General features: G+C 68.4%; 14 protein-coding genes. 4 read left to right on the top strand and 10 right to left on the bottom strand.

The features are described from left to right. Nucleotides 1-132 precede the first annotated feature (132 nt). The 10 genes from panC to ACX9MO_RS18430 all read right to left on the bottom strand — a co-directional run bounded on the left by panC (nt 133) and on the right by ACX9MO_RS18430 (nt 11486). On the bottom strand, nt 133-999 hold the full coding sequence (gene panC / locus ACX9MO_RS18475) for a pantoate--beta-alanine ligase (RefSeq protein ID WP_462212906.1): 867 nt from the start codon (nt 997-999) through the stop codon (nt 133-135). Beyond that, a complete protein-coding gene (gene panB / locus ACX9MO_RS18470) occupies nt 996-1817 on the bottom strand; it encodes a 3-methyl-2-oxobutanoate hydroxymethyltransferase (RefSeq protein ID WP_462212905.1) in 822 nt (273 codons plus the stop codon). Before panB ends, panC begins: the two co-directional genes overlap by 4 nt. A gap of 194 nt (nt 1818-2011) precedes the next feature. Further along, nucleotides 2012-2548, bottom strand: a complete 537-nt coding sequence (locus tag ACX9MO_RS18465; RefSeq protein ID WP_462212904.1) for a carboxymuconolactone decarboxylase family protein — start codon at nt 2546-2548, stop codon at nt 2012-2014. Next, nucleotides 2545-3423, bottom strand: coding sequence for a carbon-nitrogen hydrolase family protein (locus ACX9MO_RS18460; RefSeq protein WP_462212903.1), 879 nt, complete (start codon nt 3421-3423; stop codon nt 2545-2547). Before ACX9MO_RS18460 ends, ACX9MO_RS18465 begins: the two co-directional genes overlap by 4 nt. Further along, on the bottom strand, nt 3420-5078 hold the full coding sequence (locus ACX9MO_RS18455; protein ID WP_462212902.1) for an ABC transporter ATP-binding protein: 1659 nt from the start codon (nt 5076-5078) through the stop codon (nt 3420-3422). The genes ACX9MO_RS18460 and ACX9MO_RS18455 overlap by 4 nt, the downstream gene beginning before the upstream one ends. Then, entirely contained in the window at nt 5078-5941 is an 864-nt protein-coding gene (locus ACX9MO_RS18450; protein WP_261397854.1) for an ABC transporter permease, read from the bottom strand. Before ACX9MO_RS18450 ends, ACX9MO_RS18455 begins: the two co-directional genes overlap by 1 nt. Continuing rightward, nucleotides 5938-6882 (bottom strand): ABC transporter permease, encoded by a 945-nt coding sequence (locus tag ACX9MO_RS18445; RefSeq protein WP_462212901.1) that lies wholly within the window; start codon nt 6880-6882, stop codon nt 5938-5940. The genes ACX9MO_RS18450 and ACX9MO_RS18445 overlap by 4 nt, the downstream gene beginning before the upstream one ends. Before the next feature lie 141 nt (nt 6883-7023). Then, nucleotides 7024-8607 carry an ABC transporter substrate-binding protein gene (locus tag ACX9MO_RS18440; protein ID WP_222490027.1) on the bottom strand — a complete coding sequence of 528 codons (1584 nt, stop codon included), beginning with the start codon at nt 8605-8607 and terminating at the stop codon, nt 7024-7026. Nucleotides 8608-8660: 53 nt separating this feature from the next. Further along, nucleotides 8661-10142, bottom strand: coding sequence for a M81 family metallopeptidase (locus ACX9MO_RS18435; protein ID WP_462212900.1), 1482 nt, complete (start codon nt 10140-10142; stop codon nt 8661-8663). Nucleotides 10143-10145: 3 nt separating this feature from the next. Then, nucleotides 10146-11486, bottom strand: a complete 1341-nt coding sequence (locus ACX9MO_RS18430) for an aspartate aminotransferase family protein (RefSeq protein WP_462212899.1) — start codon at nt 11484-11486, stop codon at nt 10146-10148. Between the two features lie 254 nt (nt 11487-11740). On the opposite strand from ACX9MO_RS18430, the gene ACX9MO_RS18425 reads away from it, so the two are divergent. The 4 genes from ACX9MO_RS18425 (at nt 11741) to cuyA (ending at nt 16512) form a co-directional block, all read left to right on the top strand. Next, on the top strand, nt 11741-12625 hold the full coding sequence (locus tag ACX9MO_RS18425) for a MurR/RpiR family transcriptional regulator (protein WP_462212898.1): 885 nt from the start codon (nt 11741-11743) through the stop codon (nt 12623-12625). Between the two features lie 23 nt (nt 12626-12648). Then, nucleotides 12649-14145 (top strand): M81 family metallopeptidase, encoded by a 1497-nt coding sequence (locus tag ACX9MO_RS18420; protein ID WP_462212897.1) that lies wholly within the window; start codon nt 12649-12651, stop codon nt 14143-14145. A gap of 285 nt (nt 14146-14430) precedes the next feature. Further along, nucleotides 14431-15435: a LysR family transcriptional regulator gene (locus ACX9MO_RS18415; RefSeq protein ID WP_222490022.1), complete on the top strand. Its 1005-nt coding sequence runs from the start codon at nt 14431-14433 to the stop codon at nt 15433-15435. Nucleotides 15436-15495: 60 nt separating this feature from the next. Further along, nucleotides 15496-16512, top strand: coding sequence for a D-cysteate sulfo-lyase (gene cuyA, locus ACX9MO_RS18410; RefSeq protein WP_462212896.1), 1017 nt, complete (start codon nt 15496-15498; stop codon nt 16510-16512). The last annotated feature ends 77 nt before the right edge of the window (nt 16513-16589 follow it).

Below are 16589 nucleotides of genomic sequence, written 5' to 3'. Positions count from 1 at the left end.
TTGCGGCGTTTTGTGTAATCTCTCTTGATGGGGGCGCAGGCATCCGGGCCGGGCGTATCGCGGCAACGGCGACGTTCATCGCCAGCGATGACCGATCACCGCGCAGCCCGCGACCGGGCCACGGCCGTCACCTCACTCCGCCGCCAGCGACCGCAGGTCCCCGATCTCCACGTTGTCGATCAGCCGCACGCCGTCCAGCCAGACCGCCACGAAGACCCGTGCCGCGCCGTCCGGCTGGCCTTCCACGAGCGCAAGGTCGCCGTCGCGTCGCACCTCGGCATAATCCACCTCGCCGAAGCCCGCTGCCTCCAGCGCCGACCGCAGCGCCGCCATCGCCTCGACGGCGGCCATGCCGTCGGCAATCGCCTCTGCCGCGCGTTGCATCTCCCGCTGGAGCACCGGCGCCTCGGCCCGGGCGCCGTCGCCCAGCCGGAGGTTGCGCGAGGACATCGCCAGCCCGTCGCGCTCGCGCACCGTGGGGCAGCCGATGATCTCCACGTCGATGTCGAGGTCCGCCGCCAGCCGCTTGACCACCTGCAACTGCTGGTAATCCTTCTCGCCGAAGAAGGCGAAATCCGCGCCGGTCTGAAGCAGCAGCTTGGTCACCACCGTCGCCACGCCGTCGAAATGCCCCGGACGCGCCGCGCCGCAGAGCCCCTCGCTGACGCCTGCGACCGAGATGCTGGTCGAGAAGCCCTCGGGGTACATCTGCTCGGGCCCGGGCACATAGAGCACGTCGATCCCGTAGGGGGCGAGCTTCCGGGCATCGTCCTCCTCGGTCCGGGGATACTTGGCCAGATCCTCGGGGTTGTTGAACTGTTTGGGGTTCACGAAGAGCGTCACGATCACCCGCTCGGCCCGTCCGTTGGCGGTATCCACGAGGCTCAGGTGCCCGGCATGGAGCGCGCCCATGGTCGGCACGACGCCGATCTTCTCCCCCCGGCCATGCCACTCGCGCACCAGTTTGCGCAGCTCAGCCTTGTCGCGGATGATCATCATTTGCTCGGGTCCTCGAAGATATGTTCCGCTGCGGGGAAGCGCCGTGCGCGGACCTCCCCGGCATAGGCGGCGATCGCCGCGCGGGCGTCATCGGCAAGCGCGGCATAGCGTTTCACGAATTTCGGCTTGAAGGCATCGAAGAGCCCCAGCATGTCGTCGATGACGAGGATCTGCCCGTCACATCCGGCCGAGGCGCCGATGCCGACGGTGGGCACGTCGATGGTGGCGGTGATCTCGTCCGCGAGCCGGGCCGGGACCTTCTCCAGCACCACGCTGAAGGCTCCGGCCTGTGCCACCGCCTGCGCGTCATGCATCACGCGGGTCGCATCCGCACCCTTGCCCTGCACCCGGTAGCCCCCCAGCGTGTTGACCGATTGGGGCGTCAGCCCGACGTGGCCCATCACCGGGATGCCGCGCTGCGTCAGGAAGTGGATCGTCTCGGCCATGTGCTGGCCGCCCTCCAGCTTGACCGCGCCGCAGCCGGTTTCGGCCATCAGGCGGGCGGCGTTGCGATAGGCCTGTGCCGGGCCTTCCTCGTAGGAGGCAAAGGGCATGTCCACCACCATGAGCGCGCGTTTCACGCCGCGCGCCACGGCCTGACCGTGCAGGATCATCATCTCCATGGTCACGCCAAGGGTGGTCGGCAGCCCGTGCAGCACCATGCCCACGCTGTCGCCCACCAGCACGAGGTCGCACTCCGCATCCGCCAGCTGCGCCACCGGCGTGGTATAGGCGGTCAGACAGACCAGCGGATCGCCCCCCTTGCAGGCGCGGATATCCCCCGGTGTCAGGGCGCGAAGTTCCTGGTGGCTGCTCATCGGCGGAGGTCTCCCCAAACTCCCGGCCCGGGGTCCGGGCCGCTCTCGTGGCAAGCGACTTCTACGGAGTCGGGCCCTGCAACGCAAGGGTGCGCAATTTTCTTTCGCGCACAAACAACCCCGCCGCGGCAGGCGCCGGGCGGGGTCGGATCAGGGCCGGAAAGGGGCCATCTCTGCGTCGCGCAGGCGGGCCGTCAGAGCGGGGCGGCCTCCAGCTCTGCGGCGATGGCGGGATCGACGGGGGTGCGGTAGGTGTTCAGCATGTAGCCGAGGACCGAGTAGAAGCCGACCGTCGCGATCAGGTCGAAGACGGCGGTGCGCCCGATGGCGGCGGCCAGTTCCTCCTCCTGTTCGGGGGAAAGGCCCTTGTCGTCGATCAGTGCATCCACCGCGCGGACGATCAGCCCGTCCTCGCCCTCGGGCATCTCGCGGACCGCGGCGATGCGGGCGTCCGACATCCCCAGCTTGCGGGCGCGGCTGACGTGATGGGCCCATTCGTAGGGCGAGCCGAGCCGCACGCCGGTGCGCAGGATCACGATCTCGGAGCGCTCCAGCCCAAGCGCGGTGTCCTTCACCACGTGCTGCCGCAGCGGGGCCCATGCCGTCACCAGCGCCGGGTGATGCGCCATGGTCCGGTAGACGTTGAGCTGCCCGGCGAAGCCTTCGCGCAGGTCTGCGATCTCCTCGGGCCAGTCGGCATCGGTGATGGGCGGGCAGGGGCTCTTGGTCATGGGGTGGTCTCCTCGGGTGACAGGTACCGGGCATAGAGCGCGGGCCGCTGATCGGCCCAGATGCCGGTGAAACTGCGATAGCGCGCCACCGCGCCGAGGTCGAGCGCGACGCGCAGCACGTCCTCCCGGTCATGGTCGAGCGCGCCCAGTACGGTCCCGTCCGGCGCGACCGCGCAGGAGCGCCCGAAGAAGCGCTGATCCCCGTGCAGGCCGGCCCGGTTGCAGGACAGGAAGAAGACCCCGTTCTCGACCGCCCGGGTGTAGGCCCGGTGCAGGAAGAGCCCTTCGTCCGCGACCGGCGCGCCGTCGGCCCCGAAGGAGGCCCAGACGGAAGTGACGATTTCGGCCCCCTGAACCGCAAGCGCGCGGGTGACTTCCGGAAAGCGGATGTCGTAGCAGATCTGCATCCCCAGCGTGGTGCCGAGCGCCGGGAACACGGGCAGGGCATCGCCGGGGGTGAAATAGAGCTTCTCGTTTTGCCACTGGTGGGTCTTGACGTAGGTGCCGGCGATCCCCTCGGGCGTGATCAGGACCGAGGCGTTGTGGATCACCCCCGCGCGGCGGGCCTCGCGCAGGCCGAGGCCCGCGACGACGGTCACCCGGAGCTCTGCCGCCAGACGGGCCAGCTGGGCGATCTCCTCGCCGGCGGGATCGGCGCAGGCAGCGCAGAGCGCCTCTCCATAATGCGGCACATCGGCCAGGATCGGGCCGCCGGGCACCAGCGGTTCGACGTAGCCGGTGTTCGAGAGTTCGGGAAAGAGGATCACCTCCGCCCCGGCCCGGGCCTCGGCGGTGATCCACTCCGCCATGCGGGCGAAGTTCCGGGCGGGGTCGAGCGGCGTCGCGTCGAACTGGACGAGGTGGGCTTGGATCATGCGGGCTCCGTCACGCGGCGGCCGGTGGCGAAATCCCAGTCACGACCGGGGGCGGCCTCCAGCAGGGCGCGGGTGTAGGCGTGTTGCGGGTGGGCCAGAACCTGCCCTGCGGGGCCGAATTCCACAACCTCGCCCCGGCGCATCACCATCACGTCGTCGCAGATCTGCGCCGCGACCCGGAGGTCGTGGGTGATGAAGAGCACGGCAAGGTTGCGCTTCGCCTGCACCTCGGCCAGCAGGTCCAGCACCTGCGCCTGCACCGAGACGTCGAGCGCCGAAACCGCCTCGTCCGCCACGATCACGTCGGGTGACATCATCAGGGCGCGCGCAATGGCGATGCGCTGCCGCTGCCCGCCGGAGAACTGGTGCGGATACCGCGCGAGCGCGTCACGGGGCAGGCCCACCACCTCCAGCAATTCGCCCGCCCGTTGGAGGGCCTCGGCGCGCGGCTCTCCGGCGTTCAGCGCGCCCTCGATCAGGCTGTCGCCCGTGGTGAGCCGCGGGTTGAGCGAGCGGTTGGGGTCCTGGAAGATCATCTGCACGGCGCGGCGGGCCGGCTCCAGCGCGGTCTGGCCCTCGAGCGGGGCGATGTCATGGCCGTTGACGAGGATCGCGCCGCTGGTCGGGTCCTCCAGCCGCAGCACGCAGCGCGCCACGGTGGACTTGCCCGACCCGCTTTCGCCGACGATCCCGAGGGTGCGCCCCCGGTCGAGGCGGAAGCTCACGTCGCTGACCGCCTGCACCCGGTGGCCGGGCCGGCGCAGCAGCTTGTCGAGGAAGGGCCGGAAGGCAAAGACCTTGTTCACCGCCTCCAGCTCCAGCACCGGCTCGGGCGCCTGTTGCGCGCGGGCCGGGCGCGGGGTGAGCGAGGGCACCGCCGCCAGCAGGGCGCGGGTGTAGTCCTCGCGCGGGGCACCGAGGACCTGGTCCACCGCGCCGGTCTCCACCACTTCGCCGTGGCGCATCACGCAGACCCGGTCCGCGATGTCCACCACCACGCCCATGTCGTGGGTGATGAAGAGCACGGCGGTGTTCATCTCCTCCTGCAACTTGCGGATCAACTCGAGGATCTGCTTCTGCGTGGTCACGTCGAGCGCGGTCGTCGGCTCGTCCGCGATCAGGAGCTTCGGCTTCAGCGCAAGCGCCATGGCGATCATGACCCGCTGGCGCTGCCCGCCGGAGAGCTGGTGCGGGAAACTGTCGTAGATCCGGGGCGGATCGGGCAGGCTCACGGCCTCGAAGACCTCCAGCGCGGCGGTCTTGCGCTCGGCGGGGCGCATCCGTGTGTGGGCCTTGTAGATTTCGTCCATCTGCAGGCCGATCGGCAGTACCGGGTTCAGCGCGGTCATCGGCTCCTGGAAGATCATCGCCATCTCGGCCCCGCGCAGCGCCTTGGTGCGGGCGGGGCTGGCGGTGACGATATCCTCGCCGTTCAGCGCGGCGGTGCCGGAGGTGACCTCCAGCTCGCCCCGGGGCAGCAGGTCCATGGTCACAAGCGAGGTCACCGACTTGCCGGATCCGCTTTCCCCCACGAGGCAGAGCGTCTCGCCGGGATGGATGTCGAAGGAAATGCCCTTGAGGATCTCCGCCGGGCGGCGGCCCATGGTGGAGACCTTCAGGTCACGGACGGAGAGGACGGGCGGCGTGGCGGTCATCACGAACGGCCTTTCATCTTGGGGTCCAGCCGGTCGCGGAGCGCATCGCCCAGCAGGTTGATCGACAGGATGCAGAGCGAGAGCACGATGGCAGGCCAGTAGACCAGCCATGGGTTCATCGCGAAGTAGAGCCGCCCCTCGGCCATGATGTTGCCCCAAGTGGGCGTCTCGGTGCCGATGCCCACGCCGAGGAAGGAGAGCGCGGCCTCGGTCAGGATGGCGGAGGCGTAGATGTAGGTGCCCTGCACGATCAGCGGCGCGATCGTCGAGGGCAGCAGGTGGCGCCAGATGATCCGCATCGGGCGGGTGCCCAGCAGGACGGCCGCCTCGACGAAGGTCTCGGACCGCGTGGCCAGCACGCGGGCCCGCACGAGGCGCACCACCTGCGGGATCTCGGGCAGCATGATGGCGATGATCACCGTGGTCAGCCCGGCCTTGGTCAGGGCGACGATGGCGATGGCCAGCAGGATGCCCGGAATGGCCATCAGCCCGTCCATCGCCCGCATCAGGACCGCGTCGAGACCCCGGAACCAGCCGGCGAGCAGACCCAGCGGCAGGCCGATGACGATGGCTCCGACGGCCACGCCCGCGCCCACCAGCAGCGAGACCCGCGCGCCGTAGACGACGCGGGAATAGAGATCGCGGCCGAAACTGTCGGTGCCCATCCAGTAGGTTTCGTCCGCGGGCTTCAGGCGCATCATGGCGTTGAGCTTGGTGGGCTCGAAATGGGCCAGCTGCGGCGCGAAGAGCGCCATGGCGATGATCGCCAGCAGCACGATGAGGGCCAGCACCGTGGTCCAGTGCGGCGGGTTTTCCAGCAGCCGCTTGCGCGGCGAGGCGGGGGCGCTTGTCGTCAGGCTCATTGGTAACGGATCCTCGGGTCGGTCAGCGCATAGGAGAGGTCGATCAGCAGGTTGATCAGGACGTAGGTGCCGGCGGTCAGCAGGATGATCGCCTGGATCAGCGGGTAGTCGCGGGCCAACACCGCGTCGACCACGAGGCGCCCGAGACCGGGAATGTTGAACACGGTTTCCGTCACCACCACCCCCGAGATCATCATGGCAAAGCCGGTGCCCACCACGGTCAGGATCGGGATCGCGGCATTGCGCAGCGCGTGGCGGAAGAGGACGAGGCTCTCCGGCAGGCCCTTGGCCCGGGCGGTGCGGACATAATCCTCGCGCAGGACCTCCAGCATCGAGGCGCGCGTCATCCGCGAGATCAGGGCGATGTAGATCGAGGCAAGCGCGAGGCCGGGCAGGAAGATCCGGTGCACGAAGGGCCAGAGCCCGTCGGCAAGCGCCTTGTAGCCCTGCACCGGGAACCACCGCAGGTTCACCGCGAAGATGCCGATCAGGATATAGCCGATGACGAAGATCGGGACCGAGAAGCCGATGACCGAGACCGCCATGACGAGCCGGTCGGTCATCCCGCCGTGGCGCCAGGCCGCCAGCACGCCCATCGGCAGCGCGATGATCAGGGTCAGCCCCATGGCCACGAGCGCAAGTGCCACGGTCGGCCCGAGGCGTTGACCGATCATCTCCAGCACCGGGCGGTCGGAGATCAGGGAACGACCGAAATCGCCCTGCGCCATGTTGCCGATCCAGGTCAGGAACTGGACCGAGAGCGGTTCATTGAGGCCGAGGGTTTCACGGATCTGTTCAAGCTGGTCGAGGGAGGCCTGATCGCCGGCAACGGCCTGTGCCGGGTCGCCCGGCGTGAGGCGCAGCAGCAGGAAGACGAAGACCGCGACGAAGAACATCACGGGGATGGCCATCAGCAGCCTGCGCAGGAAGTAGGTGAGCATCGCTGTCTCCGGAGGGAGCGTGGAAGGGGCGCGGACTGCGCCGCTGGGTTCTTGGCGCCGCCGGAAACGGGGCGCGGGTCGGAAACGGGCACGGGCGGGCGGCTGAAGGGGGAGCCGCCCGCCCGCGTCATCCGGGTGCGTTTACTTGCTCACGCCCCAGAAGAGGGTGATCGGGCCCGACTGGATGTCGTGCAGCTCGGTCCGCCATGCGGCGACGGACTTGAACTCGCCCGCGTTGAAGTAGAAGGAGTCGTCCCAGGCGATCTGCTGGATCTCCTCGGCGATCTGCTTCTGCTCCTCGGCGGTGCCCGCGGTCAGGTAGGCGGCGCGCAGCTCTTCCATCCGCGCGTTCACCGGCCAGCCGGCCCAGGTGTTGTCCTCGCCCGAGCCGTTGATCAGCGAATGCACCAGCGGGTTCCAGATCCCGGCGACACCCCAGTAGGTGAAGAAGAAGTTCCAGCCGCCCTCGCTCACCGGCTGCCAGCCGTTCTTGCGCGATTGCAGCGTGGACCAGTCCATCGAGGCCACTTCGACGGTGAAGCCCGCCTCGCGCATCCGTTCGGCGGCGACGATGGGCTGGGTGGTCAGCACGGTCAGGTCGGTTGGCTGCATCATCAGGACGGGGGTGCCGTCGTAGTCGGAGGCCGCGAGGATCTCCTTGGCCTTGGCCATGCGCTCCTCGGCGGTGCCTTCGAGGTACTCGGCGCCCACGTCGGAGGCCAGCGGCACTTCGCAGCCGTAGATCGAGGCGCAGAGCTGGAAGTAATCGGGGTTGCCGATCGCCGTCTGCATGATGGTTTCCTGATCCAGCGCGTACATCACCGCCTTGCGGACCTGCGGATCATCGAAGGGCGGCAGCCGGTGGTTGAAGCGCCCGGTGACCTGCGCGCCGAGCGGGTTCAGGATCCCGGTCTCGACCTCCTCGTTCATCGCCAGCAGCGGCAGCAGGTCGATGGTGACCTGTTCGATCAGGTCCACGTCGCCGGACTGGATCGCGTTGATCGAGGTCTGCATGTCGGGCATCGCCTGCCAGACGACCTTGTCCACGTTCACCACCTTGGCGCCGGCCGTCCAGCTGGCGGGTTCGTCGCGCGGGATGTAATCCTCGTTCTTCACATAGACCGCCTGATCGCCGGGGCGGTATTCGTCGGCCACGAACTTGAACGGGCCGGAGCCGATGACCTCGGGGATCTGGGTGCCGATGGGGGTCTCGGCGAGGCGCTTGGGCATCATGAAGGCGGGGATCGGCGAGGGTTTCGCCAGCAGCTCCAGCACCGGGCCGAAGGGCGACTTCATGTGGATGACCAGTTCCTTGTCGGAGGTCGCCTCGATGCTGTCGACATATTTCATCATCGTCTTGGCGGAGCCGTCCTGCTGCGACCAGCGGTTCAGCGAGGCGACGCAATCCTCGGCGGTGACGGGGGTGCCGTCGTGCCACATCAGCCCGTCGCGCAGGGTCAGCGTGTAGGTCAGCATGTCATCCGAGACGGTGTAGTCGGCCATCTGCGGCTGCGGCTGGTACTGGTCGTCCATGCCCAGCAGGGTCTCGAAGACCATGAAGCCATGGGTCCGCACGATCTGCGCGGTGCTCAGGTGCGGGTCGAGCGAGCGCAGCGGCGCCTGCATGACGGCGGTCAGGGTCGTCTCGGCCCAGGCGGGCAGGGCGGCGACAGAGCTGGCCAGCAGCGCCGCAGCGCCGAGAGCCTTGATATTGAACAGTTTCATTGGTGTCTCCTTGTCGGTCTCAGGATCGTTTCTTGGTTGGTTTTCAGGGCGGCTCAGGCCGCGGGATCCGCGCACCACGGGTAGGCGCGGGCCGTGTCGAGTTGGGCGAAGGGGATCAGGCGCACGTCGGCGGGCCCGAGGTCGGGCGTGTCGGTGACGAGGATCTCCGCCGCCACCGGTTCGTAGAAATCGCGGAAGTGGGTTTTCGAGCGCAGCAGGATCACGTCGTAGTCCTCGGGGCGCTCGCCGAAGATGTAGAAGGGGTCGCCGTCCACCGCGAAGGCGAAGTGGCTGACCACCGAGATGCGGATGTCGCCGACCTCGATCAGCGCGGTGAGGCCAAGGTCCACGGGCGCACCCTGCTGGTAGCGCCCCGAGACCGCGAACTGCTTATCGCCGGTCCAGAGCACACGGGCGGTGATCTCCAGCGGCCCGCCGGTTTCCGGTGCGCTTTTGCCTGCGAGGCTCAGGGGGATCTCGGCGCCCGCACCGGCCGCATGGGCGGCGGCGGCGCTTTCGGGATCGAGGAGGAAGGGCACCATGACCCGGCCCAGCCTCGGCGCCATGGCGGGCGCCAGCATGGCGCGCAGCAGGTGGGTGCTGTCGTTCATCCGGTCCGCGTGTTCGAGAACCACCACGGGACGTCCGGTGCCCCGCGCCTGCGCCGCCTGCTCCAGCGCGGCCTCCATGGACCAGACCGGGATCGCCTGCGTCAGAGCCGCGCGAGCCTGCCACAGCCGGTCCGACAGGGCGGCGGCCTTGGCCTCGGCGGCGGCCTGACCGTCCCAGTCGAGGCAGATCACCGACATGCCGGTGTTGGGGCTGTCGGCATAGGCAAAGCCCCCCATGACCGAGATATCGCAATCGCCCGCAGCCTCCGTCGCGCGGGCCGCGGCAATGATCCCGGCCAGCGGCTCCAGACGGGTGGCGGACATGATCGAGGGGATCACCACGCCCGGACGCGCCACGGCGAGCCCCGGTTTCACGCCGGTCTCGATCCGCCGCAGCAGGGCGGTCGCCGCCCGCTCCCCGGTCTCGCCCATGTCGATATGGGGCGAATGGCGATAGGCCACGGCGATATCCGCCGCCGCGAAGGTCCGCGCATCCACGTTGCCGTGATAGTCCAGCGGCACGGCAATGGGCAGATCGGGGGCGGCGGCGCGGGCACGTTCGATCACGTAGCGTTCCACATCCTCGAAGCCCGGGGCCCAGCAGGCGCCGTGCAGGTAGAGCACCAGCCCGTCGAGCGGCCCGTTCGCCTTCAGCCCCGCCTCCAGTTCATCCGCGAAGGCGGTGATGGCGTCGTCCGCCGCAGGGCCAAGCGCGCCGAGCAGCGCATGGGAGAGGGGCACCATCTCGGCCCCGGCGGCCTCCAGCACCTTGAGCGTACCGCCCGCGACCGTGTTGGTGCCCCGGAACTGCGCCGGGATCTCGGCCCCGCGATAGGTCACGCGCTCGAAATCGGCGCGGGTGGAGACCTGCGGCACGGCGGTGACGGACTCGAGGTTGAACCCGGCGAAGGCGATGCGGCGCATGGCTCAGGCCTCCCGCGCCACGTCGGCGGTCACCGCGAGGATCGCGTCGGAAATCCGGTCGGCGATCTGGTCGATCTCCGTCTCGGAGCAGATATAGGGCGGCGCCAGCAGCACGTGATCGCCGTGGATGCCGTCGATCGTCCCGCCCATCGGATAGGAGAGCAGCCCGCGCGCCATGGCGGCCTTCTTGATCCGGGCGTGGGTCTTGAGGGCAGGATCGAAGGGCGTCTTGCTGTCCCGGTCGGCCACGATCTCGATCCCGCGGAAGAGCCCGCGGCCGCGGATGTCCCCGACAAAGGCCGACTGGCCAAGGCGCTCTTCCAGCCCCGATTGCAGCCGCTCGCCAAGGCGCTGCACCTGCGTCATCAGCCCGGGACGGGTGAGGATCTCCACCACCTTGTCGGCGGCGGCGGCGGCGATGGGATGCGCGATATAGGTGTGGCCATGCTGGAACAGGCCCGAGCCGTCGCGGAAGGCCTCGAAGATCCTGTCGGCCAGCAGCACGCCGCCCACCGGCTGGAAGCCCCCGCCGAGACCCTTGGCCACGGTCACGAGGTCGGGCACGATGCCCTCCTGCTCGAAGGCGAAGAGGCTGCCGGTCCGGCCCATGCCGCACATCACCTCGTCGAGGATCAGCAGCACGCCGTAGCGGTCGCAGATCTCGCGCACCCGCTGGAAGTAATCCGCGACGGGCGGCACCGCGCCCAGCGTCGCGCCCACCACCGGCTCGGCCACGAAGGCCATCACCTGATCCGCGCCCAGCGCCACGATCTTCGCCTCCAGTTCATCGGCCAGACGGGCGGCATAGGTCTCGGGGCTCTCACCCTCGTGCTGATCACGGTAGGCGTAAACCGGCGAGACATGGTGTGTCTCCGGCAGGATCGGCTGGAACTGGACCCGGCGCATGGCGTTGCCGCCGGTGGCGAGCGCGCCCAGCGTGTTGCCGTGGTAGCTCTGCCGACGCGCGATGATGTGGCGCCGCTGGGGTTGCCCGATCTCGACGAAATACTGCCGCGCCATCTTCAGCGCTGCCTCGACCGCCTCGGACCCGCCGGACACCATGTAGAGGTGGTTGAGCGGGTCGGGCGCATGGGAGGTCAGGCGCAGGGCGAGGCTTTCCGCCGCGTCGGTGGTGAAGAACGAGGTATGGGCGTAGCAGATCCGCTCCATCTGGGCAGTCATCGCGGCGATGACCTCGGCGTCGTTGTGGCCAAGGCAGCTCACCGCGGCGCCGCCGGAGCCGTCGATGTAGACGCGCCCTTCGGCGTCGGTGATGGTGACCCCCTGGCCAGCCACGGCGCGGGGCAGGTCGGAACCGATGGTGCGATGAAGAAGGCGTGTCATGGGTGCGTCTCGTCGTTCCTGAGAATCGCCGGGTCGCCCCGGGCTGATCCGTGGATAGAGCCAGGAGGCGAGTCGATGCAACAACTGTTTCAAAAATTTTGTTGGCGAAACGATTGGGGCTTTACGATCTCTTGTGAAACGGCCAAATCTTAATCGCCGACGGTTCGAGATGCGAATTTGCGTCGAAAATATTGCGTCTTCCCCGGTTGTGACGCAGGAGTGAAGCAAAGAGCCGAGGCAGAAGGGTGAAACATATGTTGCAGGATGAGGGGCTGAAGGAGCGGATCGTCTCACGGTTCGACGAGATGTCGCCGCAGCTACAGAAGGCCGCGCGCTATATCCTCGAGAACGGGCAGGAGGTGGCTCTGATCTCGATGCGGGAACTGGCCCGCAACGCCGGGGTGCAGCCCGCGACCATGACCCGGCTGGCGAAGTTCCTTGACCTGCCCGGATACGACGACATCCGGGCGCAGTATTCCCAGGCGCTGCGGTCGCAGGCCGATGGCTTTGCCGCACGGGCGCAGGCCCGGGACGTGGACGGCCCCAGTGGCAGCGGCCTGGCGCATGGGATGGTGCAGACACTCTCGGCGCAGATCGCCCGGCTGAACGCGCCCGAGTCCCTCGCCCGCCTTGAGCGGGTGGCCGACACGCTGGCCGCCGCGGGGCGCATCTATGTCCTTGGCCTGCGCTCCTGTCATTCCGTGGCCTGGCACTTCCACTACGTGATGACCCTGCTGGGCGAGAAGACGGTGCACCTCGACGGGCCTGCAGGCACCGGGGTGGACGGGATGCGCCGCGCGGGGCCTGGGGACGTGATGCTGGTGATCTCCATCAGCCCCTACGCCAAGCAGACCCTCGAACTCGTCGGGCTGGCCCGGGAAAAGGGCATGGGCGTGGTCGCGATCACCGACAGCGAGGTCTCGCCGCTCAGCAACGTCTCAGACGAGGTGGTGATCTGCGCAACCGACAGCGCGACCTTCTTCCATACGCTGACCCCCGCGCTCGCGGTGTCCGAGGTGCTCTGCGGCCTGCTGGCCGACCGGGACCGGGAGGCCGCCGTGCGCGCGCTGCAGGAGGCAGACCGCCACCTGCAGAGCCTCGACATCTACGCCAACGAGATACCCAAGCGGCGGTTCTGACCGCCCCCAGTCCGGAGAGCCCCATGACCCGCCGTCGCATCGCCGTTGCCCGCATCTGGCACGAGGCCAATTCCTTCAACCCGGTGAAAACCACGCTGGAGGATTTCCAGCGGCGGGAGTGGACGCGGGGCCCTGCGGCACTGGAGGCGGGGCGCGGCACGGCGACGGAGATCGGCGGGCTGGTCAGCTTCCTGGACAGCCATCCCGACTGGGAGGTCACCGTCTCGCGCTGCACCTCCGCGCCGCCGCTGGGGCCGGTGACCGCGGAGGCGATCGACACCATCACCGGCGAGATCCTCGCCGATCTGGCCGGGCAGCCCTGGGACGGGGTCTACCTCTCGCTGCACGGCGCGATGGTGGCGGAGGATGATCTTTCGCCGGACTACAGCTTCCTCGCCAAGGTGCGTGACGCGATCGGGCCGGAGCCGCTGCTGGCCGTCAGTTTCGACCTGCACGCCTGCCTGGACCCGGCGTTGACCCGTTCGGTCGATATCCTCTCCGCGTACCATACGTATCCGCATGTCGATATGGACGCGACCGCGCTGCGGGCGCTGACCATGATGGAGCAGGCTTTCACGACAGGAGTTCGCCCGCGTACGGTGGTGCAGCCGCTTGATTTCGCGCCGCTTTCCCACGGGATGCGCACGGCATCGGGGCCGATGGCCGAACTTGAGCAGATCGGGGCGAAGGTCCGTGCCGCCGACGGACTGATGGATGTCTCGCTCTTCGGGGGCTTCACCTATGCGGACACGCCCCATACGCGGGCGATTGTGACCGTGACTCATGCGCCGGAGGTCGATCCCGACCCGGCAGTCGCCCGGCTTTGCGCCGCCTACGAGGCGCGACGCGATGCCTTCGCGATCACGCTGCCCGATGCGCCCACGGCGGTGGCCGCGGCGCTCGACCGGCTGGGGCAGGGCGGCAAGGGACCCATCGCGCTGGTCGATGCGGCGGACAATCCGCTTTCCGGCGGGATCGGTGATACCACGGCGCTCTTCCGGGCGCTTGTCGCGGCGGGGACCGACCTGCCGGTGCTGTTCTGCTTCTTCTACGACCCAGACCTCGTGGCGCGGGCCCATGAACTGGGGCAGGGCGCGGCGATCTCCTGCGCGCTCGGCGGGCGGATCGCGCCCGATTTCGGTGCGCCGGTGCCCTTCGAAGGCGTGGTGGAGCGGCTGACCGACGGGCGGTTCCGCAACAGGGGCCCGATGGAATACGGGCGCGAGATCGACTTGGGCCGGACGGCGGTGCTGCGGTCGGGCCAGATGCAGGTGGTGATCAGCGAAACCTGCCAGAGCGCCAATGACCCCGCATGGTGCGACCTGCACGGCATCGACCTGGACAAGGTGGCGATCTTCGGGATCAAGGCCAAGAACCACTTCCGCGCGGGCTTCGAACCGCTGCTGGCGCAAATCGTCGAGGTGGATTGCCCGGGGCTGGCGCCGGTGGACATGTCGCTGCTGCCCTACCGCCATGTGCCGCGCGCCTTCTATGACCGGGGGGCAGAGGCGCCCGCCTGACGCAGCGTAGGCTCGCTTAGCGCCGGCTTGGAAGAATCGCGCGCGTGTGCGCTCGGATGGTGGGGATGGCGATTTGGGTGGCAGCGGATCAGCTGCACAGGGAGCCGTGCGATTCCCTTCGGAATTTTCGGCGCTTTTATAGGCAGTTCAACAGCCATTGAGCATTCGGTGAGCGGCAGTCTACGCTGGGGCGTCGCGGCGGTGCCTGTCGGGTGTAGACTGGCCCTGTAGAGGGGGCGACCGGCCGAGGGCCGGGGCCCCTTTCGTCTTACCGGAGTTAGGCCCATGCAGTTCAAGTGGTTGGAGGATTTTGTCGCCCTCGCGGAGATGCACAGCTTCTCGGAGGCCGCGGCCCGACGAAACGTGACGCAACCGGCCTTCGGGCGACGCATCCGCGCGCTGGAGGAGTGGCTGGGCGTTTCTCTGGTGGACCGCGAATGCAGCCGACCCAGCCTGACCGCAGAGGGCAAGCTTTTCCTCGAGGTGGCGCAGAAGATGATCGATCAGATCGGCGAGGTGCGCTCCCAACTGACGGGCGACAGGGGACGGCCGTCCAATGCGCTGCGGCTGGTGGCCTCTCATACGCTGGCGGTGCATTTCTGCCCCGAGTTCGTGGAGGAGATCGAGAACGCCGATCTGGACGTGAACTTCAACGTGGCGGTGGCGAACTCCCACGAGGCGGTGCTGGAGCTTGTGGACGGCAAGGCCGACCTGTCGCTCAGCTACCACTACGGCGGGATGGACCGGGCCTCTGCGGCGATGGTGGCGAACCCCTACAAGGTGGTGGCCCGCGACGTGATGGTGCCGGTCTCTGCGCCGCAGGCGGACCAGCCCGGGGTAGCGCGCCATGCGCTGCCCGGGACGCCCGACGCGCCGGTGAACTACCTCGGCTATGCCTCGGCCATCGTGATCGGGCGCGCGGTGAGCGCCAAGCTGGAGAGCTGCGAAGGGCCGCTTCACCTCAGGCGCGAGTATTCCTCGGACATGGCGGAGGCCCTCAAGACCATGGTCCTCTCCGGGCGGGGCATGGGGTGGCTGCCGCTCTCCGCGATCCGGCGCGAGCTGAAGCTCGGTCTGCTCGTTTCTGCAGCACCTTGCCAAAGCGATGAGCTGGCGAGCAGTCCGTGGTCGGCCCCGCTCGAGGTTCGGCTCTACCGGCGCAAGGACGCGAAAAACCCGCGTTTGGAACGGCTTTGGCGCCATTTGGAGGGGGGTAACGGGGTGACGCCGGATAGCGCCAATGCCGATCCGGCAACTGTCCATGCCAAACTGGCATTTGTTTCGCGGTAAGACCGGCTCCTAGGCTGATTGTAATACGAAAACATCAGACGACCACTCACGGTTCCCGACATGCAGCTTTCTCGCTTCCCGCGTGTGCGCCTTTGCCACGCGCCCACTCCTCTTGAGCCCATGAAACGGCTGAGCGACGCGCTCGGCGGGCCCGAGATCTGGGTAAAGCGCGACGACTGCACCGGTCTCGCCTCCGGCGGCAACAAGACCCGCAAGCTGGAATTTCTCATCGGTGCGGCGCTCGCCGCCGGGGCTGACCACGTCATCACCCAAGGGGCGCATCAGTCCAACCACGTGCGCCAGACCGCGGCGGCGGCGGCAAAACATGGGCTGAAGTGCACCGCGTTGCTGGAACAGCGGGTCGAGACCAACGATCCCGATTACCTCGGCAACGGCAACGTCCTGCTGGACGAGCTGATGGGCTGCACCCTGCGGACCTATCCCGCCGGCACCGACATGCAGGCCGAGATGGAGGCTCTTGCCGCCGATCTGACAGACGCGGGCGAGACGCCCTATGTCATTCCCGGCGGCGGCTCCAACACCACCGGCGCGCTCGGCTACGTGGCCTGTGCCTACGAGATGCTGGGGCAGGCGGAGGCCATGGGCCTCGCCATCGACCATATCGTCACCGCCACCGGGTCCACCGGCACGCAGGCCGGTCTGGTCGCGGGGCTGACGGCGGCCAATGCGGGCATCCCGGTTCTGGGTATCTCCGTGCGTGCACCGAAGGAGAAGCAGGTAGCCAACGTCCTGGCGCTGACCCGGGCCACGGCCGAGACGCTGGGCTACGGCGGTGCCATCGACGCGGCGCTGATCGAGGCGGACGACACACAGGTCGGTGGCGGCTACGGCGTGCCGACGCCCGCGATGATCGAGGCGGTGCGCATGTTCTCCAGCCTCGAGGGGATCCTCCTCGATCCGGTCTATTCCGGCAAGGGTGCCGCGGGGCTGATCGCTGCCGTGCGCGCGGGCCGGTTCACCAAGGGGCAGAAGGTGGTCTTCCTCCACACCGGCGGCTCCGCCGGGCTTTTTGCCTACCGTTCGACCTTCATGCAGGAGGCCACTCCGGCCTCCTGATCCACGATTTCCGGCCTCGCAAGGGGTCGGGACAACCCGATCCGGACTTAAGTCCTCCCAAGACGGATCACAAAAAC

The sequence above is a fragment of the Pseudooceanicola profundus genome, assembly GCF_054919315.1.
Note: the sequence above shows the minus strand (reverse complement) of the source record. Positions and strands in the feature narration are given on the sequence as shown.

What these genes read in the sequence shown, in the direction of transcription:
- ACX9MO_RS18420 (WP_462212897.1), top strand. Translation starts at nt 12,649, where the DNA reads ATGACCCGCCGTCGCATCGCCGTTGCCCGCATCTGGCACGAGGCCAAT.
- panC (WP_462212906.1), bottom strand. Translation starts at nt 999, where the DNA reads ATGATGATCATCCGCGACAAGGCTGAGCTGCGCAAACTGGTGCGCGAG.
- ACX9MO_RS18425 (WP_462212898.1), top strand. Translation starts at nt 11,741, where the DNA reads ATGTTGCAGGATGAGGGGCTGAAGGAGCGGATCGTCTCACGGTTCGAC.
- ACX9MO_RS18460 (WP_462212903.1), bottom strand. Translation starts at nt 3,423, where the DNA reads ATGATCCAAGCCCACCTCGTCCAGTTCGACGCGACGCCGCTCGACCCC.
- ACX9MO_RS18450 (WP_261397854.1), bottom strand. Translation starts at nt 5,941, where the DNA reads ATGAGCCTGACGACAAGCGCCCCCGCCTCGCCGCGCAAGCGGCTGCTG.
- ACX9MO_RS18430 (WP_462212899.1), bottom strand. Translation starts at nt 11,486, where the DNA reads ATGACACGCCTTCTTCATCGCACCATCGGTTCCGACCTGCCCCGCGCC.
- panB (WP_462212905.1), bottom strand. Translation starts at nt 1,817, where the DNA reads ATGAGCAGCCACCAGGAACTTCGCGCCCTGACACCGGGGGATATCCGC.
- ACX9MO_RS18445 (WP_462212901.1), bottom strand. Translation starts at nt 6,882, where the DNA reads ATGCTCACCTACTTCCTGCGCAGGCTGCTGATGGCCATCCCCGTGATG.
- ACX9MO_RS18465 (WP_462212904.1), bottom strand. Translation starts at nt 2,548, where the DNA reads ATGACCAAGAGCCCCTGCCCGCCCATCACCGATGCCGACTGGCCCGAG.
- ACX9MO_RS18455 (WP_462212902.1), bottom strand. Translation starts at nt 5,078, where the DNA reads ATGACCGCCACGCCGCCCGTCCTCTCCGTCCGTGACCTGAAGGTCTCC.
- ACX9MO_RS18435 (WP_462212900.1), bottom strand. Translation starts at nt 10,142, where the DNA reads ATGCGCCGCATCGCCTTCGCCGGGTTCAACCTCGAGTCCGTCACCGCC.
- ACX9MO_RS18440 (WP_222490027.1), bottom strand. Translation starts at nt 8,607, where the DNA reads ATGAAACTGTTCAATATCAAGGCTCTCGGCGCTGCGGCGCTGCTGGCC.
- cuyA (WP_462212896.1), top strand. Translation starts at nt 15,496, where the DNA reads ATGCAGCTTTCTCGCTTCCCGCGTGTGCGCCTTTGCCACGCGCCCACT.
- ACX9MO_RS18415 (WP_222490022.1), top strand. Translation starts at nt 14,431, where the DNA reads ATGCAGTTCAAGTGGTTGGAGGATTTTGTCGCCCTCGCGGAGATGCAC.